Source organism: Bradyrhizobium sp. USDA 4538 (genome assembly GCF_024171045.1).
Classification (GTDB): Bacteria; Pseudomonadota; Alphaproteobacteria; order Rhizobiales; family Xanthobacteraceae; genus Bradyrhizobium; species Bradyrhizobium australafricanum.
This window is the reverse complement of the sequence record NZ_JALJZE010000001.1, coordinates 4,169,439-4,186,194: the sequence shown is the minus strand read 5'-3', so window position 1 is coordinate 4,186,194 and position 16,756 is coordinate 4,169,439. Positions and strand designations below refer to the sequence as shown.

The 16,756-nt window shown below is 65.1% G+C and carries 12 protein-coding genes; 5 read left to right on the top strand and 7 right to left on the bottom strand.

Features of this window, described 5'->3' with window-relative positions:
• Window positions 1-36 precede the first annotated feature (36 nt).
• Window positions 37-3,507, bottom strand: coding sequence for an acyl-[ACP]--phospholipid O-acyltransferase (locus J2R78_RS18835; protein ID WP_253606095.1), 3,471 nt, complete (start codon window positions 3,505-3,507; stop codon window positions 37-39).
• A gap of 287 nt (window positions 3,508-3,794) precedes the next feature.
• A complete protein-coding gene (locus tag J2R78_RS18830) occupies window positions 3,795-4,052 on the bottom strand; it encodes a hypothetical protein (RefSeq protein ID WP_253606093.1) in 258 nt (85 codons plus the stop codon).
• 52 nt (window positions 4,053-4,104) lie between these two features.
• On the opposite strand from J2R78_RS18830, the gene J2R78_RS18825 reads away from it, so the two are divergent.
• The gene (locus J2R78_RS18825; RefSeq protein WP_253609854.1) at window positions 4,105-4,725 is read left to right on the top strand and encodes a TetR/AcrR family transcriptional regulator; all 621 of its coding nucleotides are present in this window, start codon (window positions 4,105-4,107) and stop codon (window positions 4,723-4,725) included.
• Between the two features lie 20 nt (window positions 4,726-4,745).
• Here the strand turns inward: J2R78_RS18825 and J2R78_RS18820 are convergent, their stop codons facing one another.
• Window positions 4,746-5,744 carry a winged helix-turn-helix domain-containing protein gene (locus J2R78_RS18820; RefSeq protein WP_253606091.1) on the bottom strand — a complete coding sequence of 333 codons (999 nt, stop codon included), beginning with the start codon at window positions 5,742-5,744 and terminating at the stop codon, window positions 4,746-4,748.
• A 151-nt stretch (window positions 5,745-5,895) separates the two neighbouring features.
• Between J2R78_RS18820 and J2R78_RS18815 the strand changes: the two genes are divergently transcribed.
• Window positions 5,896-7,074 (top strand): ABC transporter substrate-binding protein, encoded by a 1,179-nt coding sequence (locus tag J2R78_RS18815; RefSeq protein ID WP_309145002.1) that lies wholly within the window; start codon window positions 5,896-5,898, stop codon window positions 7,072-7,074.
• A gap of 160 nt (window positions 7,075-7,234) precedes the next feature.
• Here J2R78_RS18815 and J2R78_RS18810 read toward each other — a convergent pair whose 3' ends face one another.
• A complete protein-coding gene (locus J2R78_RS18810; RefSeq protein ID WP_028343281.1) occupies window positions 7,235-7,654 on the bottom strand; it encodes a hypothetical protein in 420 nt (139 codons plus the stop codon).
• Window positions 7,655-7,874: 220 nt separating this feature from the next.
• On the opposite strand from J2R78_RS18810, the gene J2R78_RS18805 reads away from it, so the two are divergent.
• Both J2R78_RS18805 and J2R78_RS18800 read left to right on the top strand, forming a co-directional pair.
• Window positions 7,875-10,142 carry a DUF2235 domain-containing protein gene (locus tag J2R78_RS18805; RefSeq protein WP_253606089.1) on the top strand — a complete coding sequence of 756 codons (2,268 nt, stop codon included), beginning with the start codon at window positions 7,875-7,877 and terminating at the stop codon, window positions 10,140-10,142.
• Between the two features lie 231 nt (window positions 10,143-10,373).
• On the top strand, window positions 10,374-12,056 hold the full coding sequence (locus J2R78_RS18800; RefSeq protein ID WP_253606087.1) for a phospholipase D-like domain-containing protein: 1,683 nt from the start codon (window positions 10,374-10,376) through the stop codon (window positions 12,054-12,056).
• Between the two features lie 66 nt (window positions 12,057-12,122).
• Here the strand turns inward: J2R78_RS18800 and J2R78_RS18795 are convergent, their stop codons facing one another.
• Both J2R78_RS18795 and J2R78_RS18790 read right to left on the bottom strand, forming a co-directional pair.
• Complete coding sequence (locus J2R78_RS18795; protein WP_057015535.1) at window positions 12,123-13,223, bottom strand: LLM class flavin-dependent oxidoreductase; 1,101 nt, start codon at window positions 13,221-13,223, stop codon at window positions 12,123-12,125.
• 104 nt (window positions 13,224-13,327) lie between these two features.
• Window positions 13,328-13,966: a TetR/AcrR family transcriptional regulator gene (locus J2R78_RS18790; protein ID WP_253606085.1), complete on the bottom strand. Its 639-nt coding sequence runs from the start codon at window positions 13,964-13,966 to the stop codon at window positions 13,328-13,330.
• 55 nt (window positions 13,967-14,021) lie between these two features.
• On the opposite strand from J2R78_RS18790, the gene J2R78_RS18785 reads away from it, so the two are divergent.
• Window positions 14,022-15,533, top strand: a complete 1,512-nt coding sequence (locus J2R78_RS18785; RefSeq protein WP_253606083.1) for an FAD-dependent monooxygenase — start codon at window positions 14,022-14,024, stop codon at window positions 15,531-15,533.
• 21 nt (window positions 15,534-15,554) lie between these two features.
• Here the strand turns inward: J2R78_RS18785 and J2R78_RS18780 are convergent, their stop codons facing one another.
• Window positions 15,555-16,667, bottom strand: coding sequence for an NADH:flavin oxidoreductase/NADH oxidase (locus tag J2R78_RS18780; protein WP_253606082.1), 1,113 nt, complete (start codon window positions 16,665-16,667; stop codon window positions 15,555-15,557).
• Between the last annotated feature and the right edge of the window lie 89 nt (window positions 16,668-16,756).

Sequence of the window (16,756 nt, the reverse complement as noted above, 5' to 3'; positions counted from 1 at the left end):
ACATGCTCCCGAAAAGCACAACCATCATGCCAAGCCTCATGCAACGTGTTGCGCCAGCTGCGCCGGCTCGGCCTCGCCCTCATCGCCGGCGGGCTCGACCTGCGGCGCAGGCGCCGCGGCAAGTTCCGCTGCTATTTCCTTGGCCAGCGCAGTGGCGCCGACATAGTCGGTCTTGCCGGTGCCGAGCAGAGGCACCTTGTCGACGACGCGGATATCGGCCGGCACCGCGAGCTCGGAGGCGCCGACGCTCTTGGCCTGGCGCTGCATCGCGGCGCGGTCGGCGTCCTTCTGCGTGGTGAGCAGCACGATGCGTTCGCCCTTGCGCTGATCGGGCAGCGTGACCGCAACCGACATCGCCTGCGGCCAGATCGCAGCCGCGATCGCCTCCACCGCCGAGAGCGAGACCATCTCGCCGGCGATCTTGGCGAAGCGCTTGGCACGGCCCTTGATCGCGATGAAACCCTGCGCGTCGACCGTGACGATGTCGCCGGTGTCGTGCCAGCCCTCGGGCAGCGGCTCAAGCACGCCGGGATTCTCGGCGCGGAGATAGCCGAGCATGACGTTCGGGCCCTTCACCGACAGCCGGCCGCCTTCCTCGATGCCGGGGACCGGATCGAGACGGTACTGCATCAGCGGCGAGATCCGGCCGACGGTGCCCTGACGGTTGGCCATCGGCGTGTTCATCGCCAGCACCGGCGCGGTCTCGGTGACGCCGTAGCCCTCGAGGATGCGGATGCCGTAGCGCTCCATGTAGATCTGCCGCGTGCGCTCCTTCACCGCCTCCGCACCGGCGATGACGAGCCGCAGCGTGCGGAAGTCATAGGCATGCGCCGAGCGGGCATAGCCGGTGAGGAAGGTGTCGGTGCCGAACAGGATCGTCGCGCCGGTCTGGTAGATCAGCTCGGGCACGATGCGGTAATGCAGCGGCGACGGATACATGAAGATCGGGATGCCGCCGAGGATCGGCATCATCATGCCGCCGGTCAAACCAAACGAGTGGAACACCGGCAGCACGTTGAACACCTTGTCGTTGGCATTGGCATCGACCCGTGCCAGCGCCTGCGCCGCGTTGGCGAGGATGTTGCGATGGGACAGCACGACGCCCTTCGGTGTGCCTTCCGAGCCCGAGGTAAACAGGATGACCGCGGGATCGTTGGCCTTGCGGGCGACGCGCGGCGCGATGCCGGCGCGGAAGCCCGCGACCTTGTCGGCGAGGCCGATGCCGGCCCTGACATCCTCGAGATAGACGACGCGCGCCTGGCCGGCGAGCGCCGCGATCAGCTTGTCGAGCTTGCCCTTCTCGATGAAGGCCTGCGAGGTCAGCACGGTCTTCACCTGCGCCGCCTTCATCGCCGCCAGCACATTGACTGGACCTGCCGAGAAGTTGAGCATCGCCGGCACGCGGCCGATGGTCTGCAGCGCCATGAACACGACGGCAACGCCGGCCGAGTTCGGCAGCAGCACCCCGACATTCTCGCCGACCGCGGTGCCCTGCTCGAGCTTGCGGCTCAGCACCTGGGCGCCGAGGATCAGCTTGCGATAGGTCAGCTTGGTGCCGAGCGCGTCCTCGATGATCGGCTTCCCGGTATCGCGGTCGCGATAGGCGTGGCCGAGGCCCTCGAACAGCGTGTGGTCGAGCATCGCGTTCTGGACCATGGCGTTGATCATCACGTCCTGCAGCGCGGCGCCGGCGGCATTGCGGCGCGCCTTGCCTCGCAGCGATTCGTCGACCGGCAGCTTCACCGGCGGCAGGATCGAGATCGTCACCTTGGGGAACCAGGAGCGCTTGATCTCGCCATTCTTGAGATAGCTGAGATGCGAACGCTGCGCACCCTCGATGCGGACCGGGACGACGACCGCATCGGCCTTGTCGGCGATCATCGCGGTGCCGTCATAGACCTTCATCAACGAACCCGAGACCGTGATGCGCCCTTCCGGGAAGATCACCACCGGCTCGCCGGCGGCGACCAGCTTGATCAGGTCGCGCGCGGCCAGCGGCTTCGACGGATCCATCGTGTAGTGCTTGATCATCTTCAGGAACGGCTTGGCCCACCACGCCTTGGAGATGCCGGTGTCGACCGCGAAGCTCGCATCGATCGGCAAGGTGGCGTGCAGCAGCGGGCCGTCGACCAGGCTGACATGGTTGGGCGCGATCAGCATCCGCGTACCCGATGGCGGCAGATTCTCCATGCCGCGCACCTCGACGCGGAACAGCGCCCGGAACAGCAGCGCGCCGAAGTCGCGCACGCCCTCCTTGCCCCACTTGCTCAGCACGAACCAGACGGTGCCGAAGCTCGCGACGGCGAGGCCGAAGAAAATCCAGGCGATCGGCAGGCCGATATATTGCAGGGCGCCGACGAACACCGCGCCGGCGACCATGAAGCCAGCCTGCAGGATATTGCCGGCGGCGATGATGCGGGCGCGCTCGGACGGCGCGGTCCAGGCCTGCACGGCGGCAAACGACGGCACCACGAACAGGCCGCCGCCGAAGGCGAACAGGAAGAAGTCGGCCAGCATGCGGAAGCCGCCGAACGAGGTCGCAAACGCGGCCGCGGTGACGTCCTTGCCGAGCGAGGTGGTGGCGATCGCCCAGGCGAGGTCGAGGCCGACCACGCCCATCACGATGGCGCCGATCGGCACCAGCGCGAGGTTCGGGCGGACATGGCTCAGCTGCGCGGCGAACAGCGAGCCGGCGGCAATGCCGATCGCGAACACGGCAAGGCACAGCGTGACCACACCCTCGGTGCCGCCGACGCCTTCCTTGATCAGCGCGGGCAGCAGCGACAGCACGATCGCGCCGACCATCCAGAACCAGGACACGATCACCATGCCGTCCCACAGCCGCGGCTCGGCATAGAGCGACTTCAACAGGCGCACGGTCGAGGTCCAGGGATTTTTGGTGATCGGCAGATCCGGCGCGGACGGCTGCGTCACCGGGATCCGTGACGCGAAGCCCCAGGACAGCACCGACAGGCCGACCACGGCGGCACAGATCCAGCCCATGTGGCTGGCGCCGGCGACGAACATGCCGCCCGCGATGGTGCCGATCAGGATCGCCATGAAGGTTGCGCCCTCGACCAGCGCGTTGCCGGTCGCGAGTTCGGACACCGACAGCTGGTCGGGCAGAACGGCATATTTCACCGGGCCGAACAGCGCCGCGACGATGCCGAACAGCGCCAGCGCGATGAACAGCAGCGGGATCGAATGAGTGAAGAAGCCGGCGGCGGCAAACGCCGCGGCGAAGATCTCGAAGAACTTCAGCCGGCGGGCGACGACGGACTTGATGTAGCGGTCGGCGAGCTCGCCGCCGAGCGCCGACAGCACGAAGAACGGAGCGATGAAGACCGCCCCCGCGAGCTGGACCAGCGCCGGCCCCTGCTCGTTGGCGACGCCATACAGCAGCATGATGACGAGCGCGTTCTTCAGCACGTTGTCGTTCAACGCCGAGCAGAACTGCGACCAGAACAGCGGCGCGAAGCGGCGGGACGTCATCAATTCCTTGATCATGACCGGTTCCTTGGGTTAGCGCGCACGGCGCTGGCAGGTCTGCGAATTCGGGTGGCGGAGAATGGTGAGCGTGGAGAAAATGACGGAGATGCCGCAGCCTTTAGTCTTTTCCGCAACGTATCGGTTCGAAGGCGCGCAAAATCGGGCGCACCGGGACGTCGCGACATTGCCCGCCAGAGATGTACGAGACCTTATCCAGACCTGGGGTTGACCGACGCCGGATGGGCTCGCAGAGGACATGGTGAGCGCTTTGTTGAGGTTTCGCCGACAATTGCCGGGGGCCCGCTTCAGGTCAGTTCACTCAAGCCGCCGAACGGTGACCATCGGCAGTTGCGCGGCTTGCAGCGGCCTCCGCTCGCAGCCGCCTGGCGCGGCGCGCGCCGATCCGCGCGCCGCTGCTCCAGGACGCCTGCGACGTCGCAGGCGCGGGCGATCCGCTCGATCGGCGCGGTCGCCAGATTGAGGACGGCGCGGCCGAAGCCCTTCACGAGCTCGATCGCGTCATCGACAAGGGTGGTGGTCGATTGAAGTGCTAGGGTCTGCATCTGAGTGGCCTCCTATGCCAATTTGAGCAACGCTCAAATTAGTAGTACGAAAATGAACATTGTTCAAGAAGAATCGCGACGAGACCGAAAAAAACTTCAGCGGCGGGCCCTGCTGATCGAGATCGCGCGTCGGTCAATCGCCACTAAAGGCTTGAGATCACTCAAGGTTCGCGATGTCGCCGAGGCCGCCGGCTGCTCCATCGGCAGTGTCTATAATGAGTTCGGCGACTTCGACGGGTTGATCCTGACCGTGAACCGGGAGACCGTTCACGCCCTGACCACACGCCTCAAGGCGGTCCCGGCCGACGATCCCCTGCACCAGCTGCACGGACTTGCCGACGCCTATCTCGGCTTCGCCACCGAGCACGCCAATCTGCTGCGCTCGCTGTTCGAGCACCGGATGGAGGACGACCGGCCGTTTCCGGAAGACATCCTCACGATGGTGATGGATGCGTTCGCGCTGATGCATGCGCCGCTGCTCCGGCTGCTGCCCGATCGTGATCCCGGCGACGTCGCGCTGCTGTCGCGGACGATGTTCTCCGCGGTCCACGGCATTATCTCGCTCGGCCTCGAGGAGCGCATGGTCGCGGTCCCGCCCGAGATGCTGCGCGAGCGGCTCGCGCAGTTCGTCGACACGCATCTGGCGGGGCTCGGTGTTTCGCGTCGCACGTAATCACACCGGGCGCGCCTCGATCAGGTTTGACTGCGTGCAATGCGGCCTGGATGGGCAAGGGTCCAGAGCGGTTCGAGGAACACGACACCCGTACCTCCCTCGCGGAAGACGAGCTTGAACTCGATCCGTCCATCCGCGGTGATGGAGGCGGAGTGCAGTCCGGTATTGCCGTCATAGCGCAAGACGTCGTCGAGGACATATCCGGTGAAGCCGCCGGAAAAGCCGGGCCCGGGTACACGGCTGTGCGGCATCGCCGGACCGTTCACGAGATAGCCGGTCGCGACACCATCCCGATCGACATTGGTGACGATCATCATGAATTGGCGGTGCGAATTGATCCATCCCTCGGCGCTCACCCACACGCCGAGAAAGCGGCGGATATTGTCCGGTACGTCACTTGCCGGCGCGCGAACGCGATAGGCGGGAAGCGGCAGCTGCTTCTCGGCGGCCAGCGCGGTGATCCGCTCGACATCCTGCTCCGGCACGATGCCGTGATCCTGCGGCACAAGCCAGTGCGCCAATTCGGCCAGAGGATGCCACATCCCGTTGGCGATCGGCGGCGCGGATGCGAATGATGCGAAGGCGATCACCGACAGGCCGGCGATCAGCAACCATCGGGGAAGTGCGGCCAAGCGTGCCGCGATGCCGCGGGGAGCGGACGTTCGGCGCGAGATGTTCTGCGATCCATGATCCTGCGGCGGCGGCACCGGCCTGGCGTCGAGGCGATAACCGCGGCGAGACACCGTCTTGATGATGCGGTGGTCATCATCGCGCAGCTTCAGGCGCAGCTCGCGGATGCACTGGACGAGCGAGTCGTCGGAAACCGCGACGTTGCCCCAGACCGCCTCGTGCAGATCCTGCTTGGATGCCAGCCGCCCGGCATTGCCGGCGAGATAGCCGAGCACCGCGAATGATTTCGGCCTGAGATCGAGATCGACGCCATCCACGCGGGCTACGCCGCGGGCGAGATCAAGCTCAAAGGAATCAAATATCAAAACGGAATCAGTCGCCGGGTCCATAGAGGTCACTCCATGCCCACAGACGGCACCAATCGGGAAAATTTAGCAGGAAATTCGCCGTTCTGTCACTTCTTCATCAGGACTTCCCTGGCGCGAAGCCGATAGTCGCGAACCGGCCCGGCATCATCTCCGGGCTCGCGGGAGGTTGGCCATGTCGAGTACCCGGTTTGCCATGTTGGTCGGGGCCGTTCTGGCGCTTGCGGCGGTGCGACCGGGACCCACCCAGGCGCAGGACGTCGTAAGGGTCGGGCTGGTGATGCCATTGACCGGCGTTCTGGGGCCGGTCGGCAAGCAGGCGGTCGCCGGGGCGCGGCTCTACATGGCGCAGCACGGTGACATGGTCGCCGGCCGCAAGATCGAATTGATCGTCCGGGACGATGCCAGCGTGCCCGACAATGCCAAGCGCATTGCGCAGGAGCTGATCGTCAACGACGAGGTGGCGATCCTCGGCGGCGGGCTAACGCCGAGCGTGCTGGCGCTCGCGCCGCTGGCCAATGAAAGCAAGACGGCAACCGTCGTCATGGTATCGGGCACCTCGATCGTGACCGAACGGTCGCCTTACTTCGTGCGCACCAGCTGGACGCACGCGCAGCAGGCCAGCGTGCTGGCGGATTGGGCGGCGCGGAACGGATCGAAACGGGCCACCATCATAGCGTCCGACTGGGCACCCGGGCGCGAAGCCGCCGGCGTATTTTCGGCGAGCTTCACCGTGGCCGGCGGAACGATTGTCGAAGCGCTGAAAGTGCCGCTGGCCAACCCCGATTTCGCGCCGTTCCTGCAGCGCGCGCGGGATGGCAATCCCGACACCCTGTTCATTTTTGTCCCGACAAGCCAGGCCGGTATCCTGGCCAAGCAGTTTGTCGAGCGCGGGCTCGACAAGAGCGGGATCAAGCTGATCGGCCCCGGCGACATCGCTGACGACGAGGACCTGCCGGGCATGAGCGATGCGATGATCGGCATGATCACGGCGGGGTTCTACTCCGCCGCGCATCCATCCGACCTGAACCGCGACTATGTCGCGGCGTTCCGCAAGGCCAACGCGAATGTTCGACCGAACTTCATCAGCGTCAGCGCCTATGACGGCATGCATCTGATCTACGAGGCGCTGAAGGTGACCGGCGGCAAGACCAATGGCGATGCGCTGGTCGAAGCCATGAAGGGCATGGCCTGGGAAAGCCCGCGCGGCCCGATGTCGATCGACCCGAAGACGCGCGAGGTCGTCCACGACATCTACATTCGCAAGGTCGAGAAGGTCGGCGGCGAGCTCTACAGCGTCGAGCAGGAGACGTTCAAGGCGGTCAAGGACCCCGCCAAGGTCGCGAACCGATGAGGGAGGCGGAGTAGCAGCTGATCCGGCTTGGCGTAGGCCTTTGCGGTGTCCCGGCGTAGCGGGTGACGGCCGACACAGGACTTGCGTTCAGACCATCCCCCCTGCAACACGACCGATCCCGAGCCAGCAAACCAGCCTCGTCCAACGCCACTCCGACGCTTCAAGCGCGCGCCCGCGCGATCGTGCCGCCGACGATCTGCATGGCAACGCCGAGCACCCAGCCCGCCATGATGGCCGCGGTCCAGCCGATGTCCGGCTCGCTGCGCAGCACGACGACGCCAACCGAGAAGAACGCAACCATTGTCGCGAGGAAGGTCCCGATCGCGCCGAGCAGCTCCGCCGCGTCGATCTTGCGCATCGAGGCCGTATCCTTCGGATGGAACAGCTTGGGGGGCGTATCGATGCCGAGATAGAAGCCGATCGCGCCGCCCAGCATCATGATGAGCAGGAACGCCTGCGAGGTCAGCGCCGAGACGCTCGAGCCGACATGGATGGCGACAAACAGACCGCTTGCAGCTCCCGCCAAAGCAAGGCCGAAGCGCTCAAGGACATGGGCAAATTTTCTGACGTGGCTGCGCATGGCTGTGCCTCATCAATGAATTGCGCCGCTATCAGGCTAGGCCTTTTCGCAGCAGCGCGAAAGCGGTCACCTCTCACATGGCCGCGACCACGTGACGCTTTGTGCGCTAGTTCACACCTATCGCGGCATGGAATGATTAAAGAGCGATCAAAGGTAGCAAACGATCCGGTCCCTGCTACGCTGCGCCATCCGCTTCATTCGTTTCAGCGAGCGTCTTTCAATGCCGAGTCCGAAGATCATTATTCTGTCCGATGGCACCGGCAACGCCGCTTCCAGCGTCTGGCGCACCAATGTCTGGCGAATCTTCCAGTCGCTCGATTTGCAGGGCAATACGCAGGCCGCCAAGTATGATGACGGCGTCGGCACGTCGAAATTCATTCCGCTGGCAATCCTCGGCGGCGCCTTCGGCTACGGCCTCAAGCGCAACATCCTCGACGCCTACAAGTTCATCTGCCGGAACTACGACCACGCGAAAGATTCGAAGGTCTACCTGTTCGGATTCAGCCGCGGCGCGTTCACCGTGCGCACGCTCGCCGCACTCATCCTCGATCAGGGCCTGATCGTCGCGGACACCGAATCCGAGCTCCACGACGGCGCGGTGAAGGCCTATCGCGCATACCGGGCCGAGGGCTACCACTCGATCTGGCGCATCGAGGTGCTGTTCCGCGCGCTGCGCGACTATGTTCTTGTGCCGCTGTGGGATCGCCTTCGAGGCAACAAGCCGTATGCAAGGATCGCGCGGAAGCCGGTGCCAGCGATCGAGTTCATCGGCATCTGGGACACCGTCGCGGCCTATGGCCTGCCGATCGACGAGATGACGCGCGGCATCTCCAACTGGGTGTGGCCGCTCGAACTGCCGAACCGGATTCTCAGCCCGAAGGTCAAGTGCGCGCGACACGCGCTGGCGCTTGACGACGAGCGCACGACCTTTCATCCGGTGCTCTGGACCGAGCAAGAGCCGGGACAGCCCGCGCCGGCGGTGCCGACCAGCATCGATGGCGAGCGCCTCGTCCAGGTCTGGTTCGTCGGAATGCATGCCAATGTCGGCGGCGGCTATCCGGACGACGCCGTCGCCTTCGTGCCGCTGGCCTGGCTGGTCGACGAAGCCGTCAAGCGCGGCCTCGCATTCAAGAGCGCACCGATCGCCGACCCTGACGCGATCAAGTCAATCAAGTCCTCCGAGGACAAGGATGGGCGCCTCTACGATTCCCGGGCCGGCCTCGGCGCGTACTACCGGTACGGTCCGCGCAAGGTCGCCGACCTCTGCAACGATCCCTATGCCGGCGTCAGCGTGCCGATGCCGAAGATCCACGAGAGCGTGTTCGAGCGGATCGACAGCGGCGCCAATGCCTATGCCCCGATCGGACTTCCGCCGAACTACGTGGTCGTCTCGCGCAGCGGCCAGGTCACCCCGCTCGGCGCCAATACGTTTGAGACGCCTGCGGGCGCACCGGCGCGCTATGCCGCGCAGGAGAAGCTGTGGAACTACGTCTGGATGCGGCGGATCGCCTACTTCGCCACGCTGGCGGCGTCGCTGCATCTGGCCGCGTTCTGGCTGTTCCATAACCAGCACAAGGAGCACGAATTCAGCTCACCTGTCAGGATGATCTCTGAGCTGGTGCGCTTCGTTCAATCGTTTCTGCCCGATTCCTTTCATTGGTGGACCGATTGGTACGCCGGCAACCCGGAATGGTTCGCCGGCGGCATCCTCGCTGTCATCGTGCTGATGGGTGCAGGCAGTTCGCTCAGCGCCACGATTCGGGACAGGATGCGGATCATCTGGCGTGACCGCGCGAAGCCTGTGCCGCTCTCCGGGTTCATGCACGATGCGATCTATCGATTCCGTACCAGCGCGGTCTATCAGTGGATTCTCAATGTCGGAAAGCGGCATGTCGTCCCTTTCCTGCTCACGGCCCTGCTGGTCTGGTTCAGCGCGACGCTGGTCAGCCACTTCCTGTTCAATCTCGCCGATTCGACGGGGGCATTCTGCAAGGGCACTGCAACGGACAAGCTTGTCGCCGTCGACAAGGGCATCCCGCAGGATGCCGCCGACTTCGACACCGGCGCCATCTGTGCGCCGACCGGTCTCAAGGTGCGCACGGGATTCAAGTACGAGATCGCGATCACGATGTCGGAGCCATGGGAGGACGCCGGCCGCGCGGTGACGCCGATCGGATACCGGACCTCGACCATCGAAGGCACAAAGCAGTTGCGCGGCTATTTTGCGATCTTCCTGCGGCGGATCCTGTTCCGGCCGTGGTTCAGGCTGATCGCACGGGTCGGAGAGACCGGCGTCGACGAGTATTTCCTCGACCCCCTGCCGGTGTCGAACACCGACCCGCAGGTCTACAAGGCGAGGTTCACCGCCGATCGCAGCGGCGAGATCTTCCTCTACGTCAACCAGGCCGTCATCGGCCTGCCCTGGATCTGCGGATGGTTCTACGGCGACCATAAGGGCAAGGCGAAGGTCACGGTGCGGCTGCTGTAGGGAGCCGCGATCGGGCCCACAGCATCGCGGCCCAACGGGTGCGCACGGCGTGACCGATCTGTGATCCTGCCGACAGATCAGGTTGTAGATTGTCTGGCATACTCTCCTTGCTAGATCAGCTGCCCCGACGCCCGGAACGATCCGACGCGACTTCAGGGATCGCCGGGCGACGTTGACGCGCCAGGTTCATGTCGACCGGAAAGTTCTCATCAGGGATTTGGAGGCATCACCATGATTTCCACAATTCAGGCGTTCCCGACCACCGACGGCATCTTCGTGGTCTGGGAGGTCGCGGCAATGATCCCGGACTGCCTCGGCTTTGCGCTGTATCGTCAGCAGCAGGGCAAAAGTGCAACCGTGGTCGACACCTGGGTCGGGTTCGAGGACCAGGCGCAGGATCACAAGCCGGGCGAACATCGGCCGAGCACCGAATGGCCGGTGCAGAAGACGAACTGGACCGATTTCCTGGCGCCGATTGACGCGCCGGTCCGCTATGGCGTCGTTCCGGTTCTCAAGGACGGCGCCGCCAAGGTGAAGCCCGCCTACAGTGCGCCAGCGACATGGACCGAATACGTCTCGGCCATGCCGTCGGGCCCGCTCAAGCCGTGGTTCAACCGCGGCACGATCTCGGCGCAATGGCTGTCGCGCGCGATCGGCAAGGACAAGAAGCCGGCGCAAACCCTGGAGAAGGCTATCTCGACCAAGGGCAACAAGATCCGCGACTTCCTCAAGGGCCAGCTCGGCGCCCGCATGCTGGCGCTGTTGGCCGATGCCAAGAAGAGCAAGCGCGACGTCTATCTCGCGCTCTACGAGCTCAACGACCCTGAGCTGATCGCCGCGCTGACCGCAATGAAAGGCAAGGCGCACGTCGTGCTCGGCAACAGCACCGGCAAGTCCGACGCCACCGCCAAGGACACCGAGAAGAACGCCGGCGTGCTGAAGAAGGCCGGCGTCGACATCGTCCGCCGCAAGATCGCGCCGAGCCGTTACGCTCACAACAAGTTCGCGGTGTTCTGCGACGGCGCGCAGAAGCCGAAGGTGGTCTGGACCGGCAGCACCAACTGGACCCGGACCGGACTGTGCACCCAGAACAACAACGGGCTCGAGATCACCGACGACAAGGTCGCGGCGGCCTATCATGACCATTGGAAAGCGATCTACGCCGACGGCAGCAAGTCGCCGAAGGCGCTGGCCGTGGCCGGCGATCACGAATGGCCCTTCACCATCGGCAAGTCGAAGCTCAGCGTCTGGTTCACGCCCACCACCAGGAGCGGCGACCTCAAGGAAGCCACCAAGATGATCGAGGACACCGAGCATGGCGCGGTGTGCCTGATGCTCAATCCCGGCAACAAGGGCCTGCTCGGCCCGATCCTGGAGAAGGCGCAGGACAAGAAGCTCTATGTGCGCGGGGTGCTCAACAATTTCCCGGCGCAGGGCAAGGACAGCCCGAAGGATCAGCTGCAGCTCCTGGCCGGCGACGGACAGCAGCAGGTCTTCAAGGGCAAGCAGATCGCCGACGTGATCCGGCCCGCCGGCATCGACAAGACCGCGGACTGGTGGGAGCACGAGATCAAGAACACCGGCAAATTCATGATCGCCGTGCACAGCAAGGTGATCGTGCTGGATCCGGCCGGCAAGAACCCGGTGGTCATGACCGGCTCGCACAATTTCTCCGACCGCGCCAGCACCAAGAACGACGACAACCTCGTCATCATCAGGGGCGATTCGCAGCTGGCGCTGACCTATGCCGCGCGCATCGTCAGCATCTACGGACAGTATCGCTGGCAGGCCTGGCGCAACACGCCGGAGGGCCAGAAGGACAAGGGTCTGAAGCGCAGCGACACCTGGCTGAGCAACCGCATCGGCAAGGGCTGGGCGGAAACCGAAACGCGGTTCTGGCTCGGCACCACCTGACGCCGGCGATCCGTCGTGAACACGGGGCAGCGTTACCGCTGCCCCTTGTTATCCTCTCCGCCAAACCTACGCCGCGCGGCCGACCGAGGCGTCGAGATGCTTCAGCCGCGGCAGCACCTCTTGCTTCAGGAGCCGCAGCGAATTGTGCCAGGCTTCCGGCTTGTGCTTGTAGTCGAAGCCGAACACCAGGAGCACGCCGAATCCGCCGACCTCCTGGTAGATCTGCTCGATCTTCTCGGTGACCGTCGCGGGCGAGCCGACGATCCAGTTGTTGCGCGCGCAATATTCGACCGTGACGTCGCTGTCCGGCACGTCGGGCGAGGCCTTCAGGTAATCCTTGAAACCAAAGTGGCCGAGCAGCGGCAGGAAGTACTCGCCCATCATCCGGCCCATCATGTCGCCGGTCGACAGCTTCCATGCTTCTTCATCAGTGTCGGCGACGAATACCTCGCGCACCATTCGCCAATCCTTGCGGCTCGGCGTGCGGCCGGTCTTGGCCGCGCCCGCCTCCACCGAGTCCCAGTGGCTGCCGACATAGGCCGGGTTGAGGTTGAGGCTCATCGGAATGAAGCCGCGCTCGCCGGCGAGCTTCAGCGTGTCCGAATTCTTGGAGAGCCCCGCGACGCCGATCGGCGGATGCGGCGCTTGCTGAGGCTTGATATGCGGCTTGAGGAAATCGAACATCGTGTCCGGCTTGGTCACGGTCCAGAACTTGCCCTTGTGGGTCCAGGGAGCCGGCTCGGTCCACATCTTCAAAATGATCTCGAGCGCCTCGCGGGTCATGTCGCGGTTCTGTCCTGACATGCCGTCGACATTGAACATCGCCCAGTCGCTCGGCAGCCCGGAGGCCGCGACGCCGAAGTTGAGCCGCCCGTTCGAGAGGTGATCAAGCATCGCGACGCGGTTGGCGAGCTCGGCCGGGTGATGATACGGCAGCAGGAAGCCGCCGGGCCCGATGCGGATGTTCTTGGTCTGCAGCAGCGCCTGCGCGATCAACAGATCAGGCGACGGATGCGGCTCCCAGGGTGCGGTGTGGTGCTCGCCGATCCAGGCTTCCTGATAGCCGAGCTCGTCGAGCCAGCGCAGCACCTGCAGGTCCCAGTCGTGGCCCTCCTTCAATCCGCACTCCGGCGGATGCGACGGCATCGCGAAGTATCCGAGTTCCATGGGTTTCCTCTCTTTGTTCGATGCGTGTCTTGCGCACGCGCTTCGAGAGTACCTGCCCGGGCTGCGGCAGAACAATGGCCCTGTCGCATCAGCTCGGCCCGGATCTATGCGTAGGGCGTATCCTTCAGCATGATCGCGATACCGGAAAAGCTTCGCTCCATGATCCGCAGGAAGGTCTCGCGTGACGTCGCAGCCGACCTGCGGGCCTTGTGCTCGCGAAGCCCTTCCGCATAGGCGACGGTCAGCGCCGTGACCACCATCGACGCGGCGAGCCGGGCATCGGCATCGGCGAGCGGGCGCTTGATGGCTGCCGCCAGCACGCTCGCGAGATCATCGACCAGTTCGTCACGCATCTCGCGCGCCCGCGCCGAGAGCGCCGGGCTTTCGGCGACGGTGCGCCAGAATTTCGCCGTCGCGTCGGTGAATTTCGCGAACGGATGCACGCGATCCGCCAGGCTGTGCACCAGCTTGCGGAGGGTTGCGATCGGCGCCTCGCCCGCCGGCCGCTCGGCAAAGCCGGCCCGCAGCATCTGCCGGCTTTCCTCTTCACGGTCGAAGAACAGGTCTTCCTTGCGTGGAAAGTAATTGAACACAGTCATCCGGGAGACCTCGGCGGCCTCGGCGACTTCGGCCACCGAAACATTGTCGAAGCCGCGTTCCAGGAACAGCTCGGTGGCGACATCCGAGATCGCCTGGCGCGTCGCCTCCTTCTTCCGCTCGCGCAATCCGCCCTGATTTGACATGCGGGAATTTGTACCATAGTAAATAGTATACTGAGTATAATTTTATGGTGACGGCGTGACGCGTGAACGAACCGATGTGGTTGTGGTCGGTGCCGGGCCGACCGGACTGCTGCTGGCGATCGAACTGACCCTGGGCGGCGCCGACGTGATCGTGATCGAGCGGCTGACCGAGCCCGACCAGACCATCAAGGCCGGCGCGATCGGCGCGCTGGCAGGCGAGGCTCTGGAGCGCCGCGGCCTCGGCGACGCGATGAATGCGGTCGAACGCAGCATGGCGGACAGCATGTCCAGGCTCATGAAGGGCTCGGGCGATGCGAGCGACCTGCCGTTCAAGAAATTCGGCGGTCACTTCTCGGGCATTTTCCTGATCGACCAGACGCGTCAGCGCGAGCCGGACCGGCGGTTGCGCGGGGTGAACCAGCAAGCCCTGGAAAGCATGCTTGCCGAGCGCGCCCACGCGCTCGGCATCGAGATCAGGCGCGGCTGCGAGTTGATCGATTTCGAGGATAGCGGCGACGGCGTCGTGGTGCAAACTAAGGACGCGTCCGGCGATGCCACGCTGCACGCGGCCTATCTGGTCGGCTGCGACGGCGGACGCAGCGCCGTGCGCAAGCGCGCGGGCTTCGCATTCCCCGGCACCGAACCGACCCTCACGGGACACCAGGCCATCGTCGATCTCGATCATCCGGATCGGCTTCTGCCGGTCGGCTGGCGACGGACGCCGGTCGGCATGATGGCGTATGGACCGATTCCTGGCCGGGTGTTCCTGGCCGAATTCGATGGGCCGCCGGCCGATCGCAGCGCGCCGGTCACGCGCGAGGAGATCGAGACCACCCTGCGCCGGATCAGCGGGGCCGACGTTCGCGTCACCGCCGTCAAGACCGCGACGCGCTTCACCGACAATGCGCGGCAGGCCGACAGCTATCGCAGGGGCCGCGTCCTCTTGGCGGGCGATGCGGCGCATGTGCACTCGCCATTCGGCGGACAAGGCCTCAATCTCGGCCTGCTCGATGCGGTCAATCTCGGCTGGAAACTTGCGGCAGTCGTGTGCGATCGCATGCCCGAAAGCCTGCTCGACAGCTACACCGAAGAGCGGCATCCGATCGCGGCAAGGGTGCTCGCCAACACCCGCGCCCAGGTCGCCTTGATGCGGCCTGATGTCATGACGGACGCCTTGCGCGAGATCGTTGCTGACCTGATGAGCCTTGACGAGGGCACCCGCTATTTCGGCGAAATGATCAGCGGCGTCAGGATCCGTTACGATCTCGGCAGCGACCATCCCTCGATCGGCCGGCTCTCCGGCAATTTTGCTCTCGGCGACGACGGCGCGGAAACAACCCTGTTCGATCAGATGGAGGACGGCAGGGCCGTGCTGGTCGATGCGACTGATGGAGCCGCGTCAGCGATCGCGGCACGCTGGGATATCTTCGTGCGATGCGTGCCGCGACGTAGCGGCGCTTCGCTGCTGATCCGCCCGGATGCCTGCATCGCCTGGGCGGCCGACGACGCCGACACGACGGGCCTCGACACCGCGCTGACGCGCTGGTTCGGGCCCGCCATGCAGTGATCTCGCAAGCGAGGTGCGCTGTCAGCGCGTCCCGAACGTGGTCTTGCCGAACAGCGCCTTCTGCGTCGAGGGCTGCGAGCGCCAGTATTGCGGCGGCGCGCTCACCTCGCCGCCGAGCTCGGCGGCGGCGTGCCAGCCCCAGCGTGGGTCGTAGAGCATGCCGCGGGCGAGCGCGACCATATCGGCCTTGCCGGACGAGACGATCTCCTCCGCCTGCTTCGCTTCCGTGATCAGGCCGACCGCCATCGTGGTAACGCCGGTCGCCTCCTTGACCGCCAGCGCCGCCGGCACCTGATAGCCCGGCCCGAGCGGGATCTTCTGCAACGGCGAGACGCCGCCGGAGGAGACATCCATCCAGTCGACGCCGCGCTTCTTCAGCTCCTTGGCAAACTCGATGGTCTGCGCAAGGTCCCAGGCGCCCTCGACCCAGTCGGTCGCCGACACCCGCATGCCGATCGGCTTGTGATCCGGGAATACGGCGCGCACGGCATCGAACACTTCGAGCGGGAAGCGCATGCGATTTTCCAGCGAGCCGCCATAGCGGTCGGTCCGCTTGTTGGCGATCGGCGACAGGAACTGGTGCAGCAGATAGCCATGCGCGCCGTGCAGCTCGAGCGCATCGATGCCGAGCCGGTCGGCGCGCTTTGCCGACGCGACAAAGGCCTCGCGGATGCGCGTCAGGCCGGCGTCGTCGAGCGCCACCGGCGCGGCCTCGCCTTCCTTGTGCGGGACGTTGGATGGTCCGACCGTCTGCCAGCCGCCTTCGGCAATCGGGATCAACTGCCCGCCCTCCCAGGGGCGCTGGCTCGACGCCTTGCGGCCGGCATGGGCGAGTTGCATGGCGACCGCCGCTTTCGAATGCTTGCGCACCGAGGCCAGGATCGGCTTCAGCGCCGCCTCGTTGGCGTCGTTGTAAAGACCGAGGCAGCCGGGCGTGATCCGCCCGATATCCTCGACATGGGTGGCCTCGATGCAGAACATCGCCGCGCCCGACAGGGCCAGCATGTTGATGTGGGTGAAGTGCCAGTCGTTGGCGGAGCCGTCGACGGCCGAATACTGGCACATCGGCGAGACCATGATGCGATTGGAGAGTTTCAGGTCGCGCAGTTCGATCGGAGAGAACAGGGTGCTCATGCGGCGGATATCCGGGATCGGGGAGAGGGCCCGGTTAAGATAGAGGCAGCACGGCCGATCACCAACCGTCCGGAAGGCCGCGCAGGCCG

Excerpts from the sequence above, each read along its gene's own strand:
- J2R78_RS18835 (WP_253606095.1), bottom strand. The coding sequence starts at position 3,507 with ATGATCAAGGAATTGATGACGTCCCGCCGCTTCGCGCCGCTGTTCTGG.
- J2R78_RS18830 (WP_253606093.1), bottom strand. The coding sequence starts at position 4,052 with ATGCAGACCCTAGCACTTCAATCGACCACCACCCTTGTCGATGACGCG.
- J2R78_RS18825 (WP_253609854.1), top strand. The coding sequence starts at position 4,105 with ATGAACATTGTTCAAGAAGAATCGCGACGAGACCGAAAAAAACTTCAG.
- J2R78_RS18820 (WP_253606091.1), bottom strand. The coding sequence starts at position 5,744 with ATGGACCCGGCGACTGATTCCGTTTTGATATTTGATTCCTTTGAGCTT.
- J2R78_RS18815 (WP_309145002.1), top strand. The coding sequence starts at position 5,896 with ATGTCGAGTACCCGGTTTGCCATGTTGGTCGGGGCCGTTCTGGCGCTT.
- J2R78_RS18810 (WP_028343281.1), bottom strand. The coding sequence starts at position 7,654 with ATGCGCAGCCACGTCAGAAAATTTGCCCATGTCCTTGAGCGCTTCGGC.
- J2R78_RS18805 (WP_253606089.1), top strand. The coding sequence starts at position 7,875 with ATGCCGAGTCCGAAGATCATTATTCTGTCCGATGGCACCGGCAACGCC.
- J2R78_RS18800 (WP_253606087.1), top strand. The coding sequence starts at position 10,374 with ATGATTTCCACAATTCAGGCGTTCCCGACCACCGACGGCATCTTCGTG.
- J2R78_RS18795 (WP_057015535.1), bottom strand. The coding sequence starts at position 13,223 with ATGGAACTCGGATACTTCGCGATGCCGTCGCATCCGCCGGAGTGCGGA.
- J2R78_RS18790 (WP_253606085.1), bottom strand. The coding sequence starts at position 13,966 with ATGTCAAATCAGGGCGGATTGCGCGAGCGGAAGAAGGAGGCGACGCGC.
- J2R78_RS18780 (WP_253606082.1), bottom strand. The coding sequence starts at position 16,667 with ATGAGCACCCTGTTCTCTCCGATCGAACTGCGCGACCTGAAACTCTCC.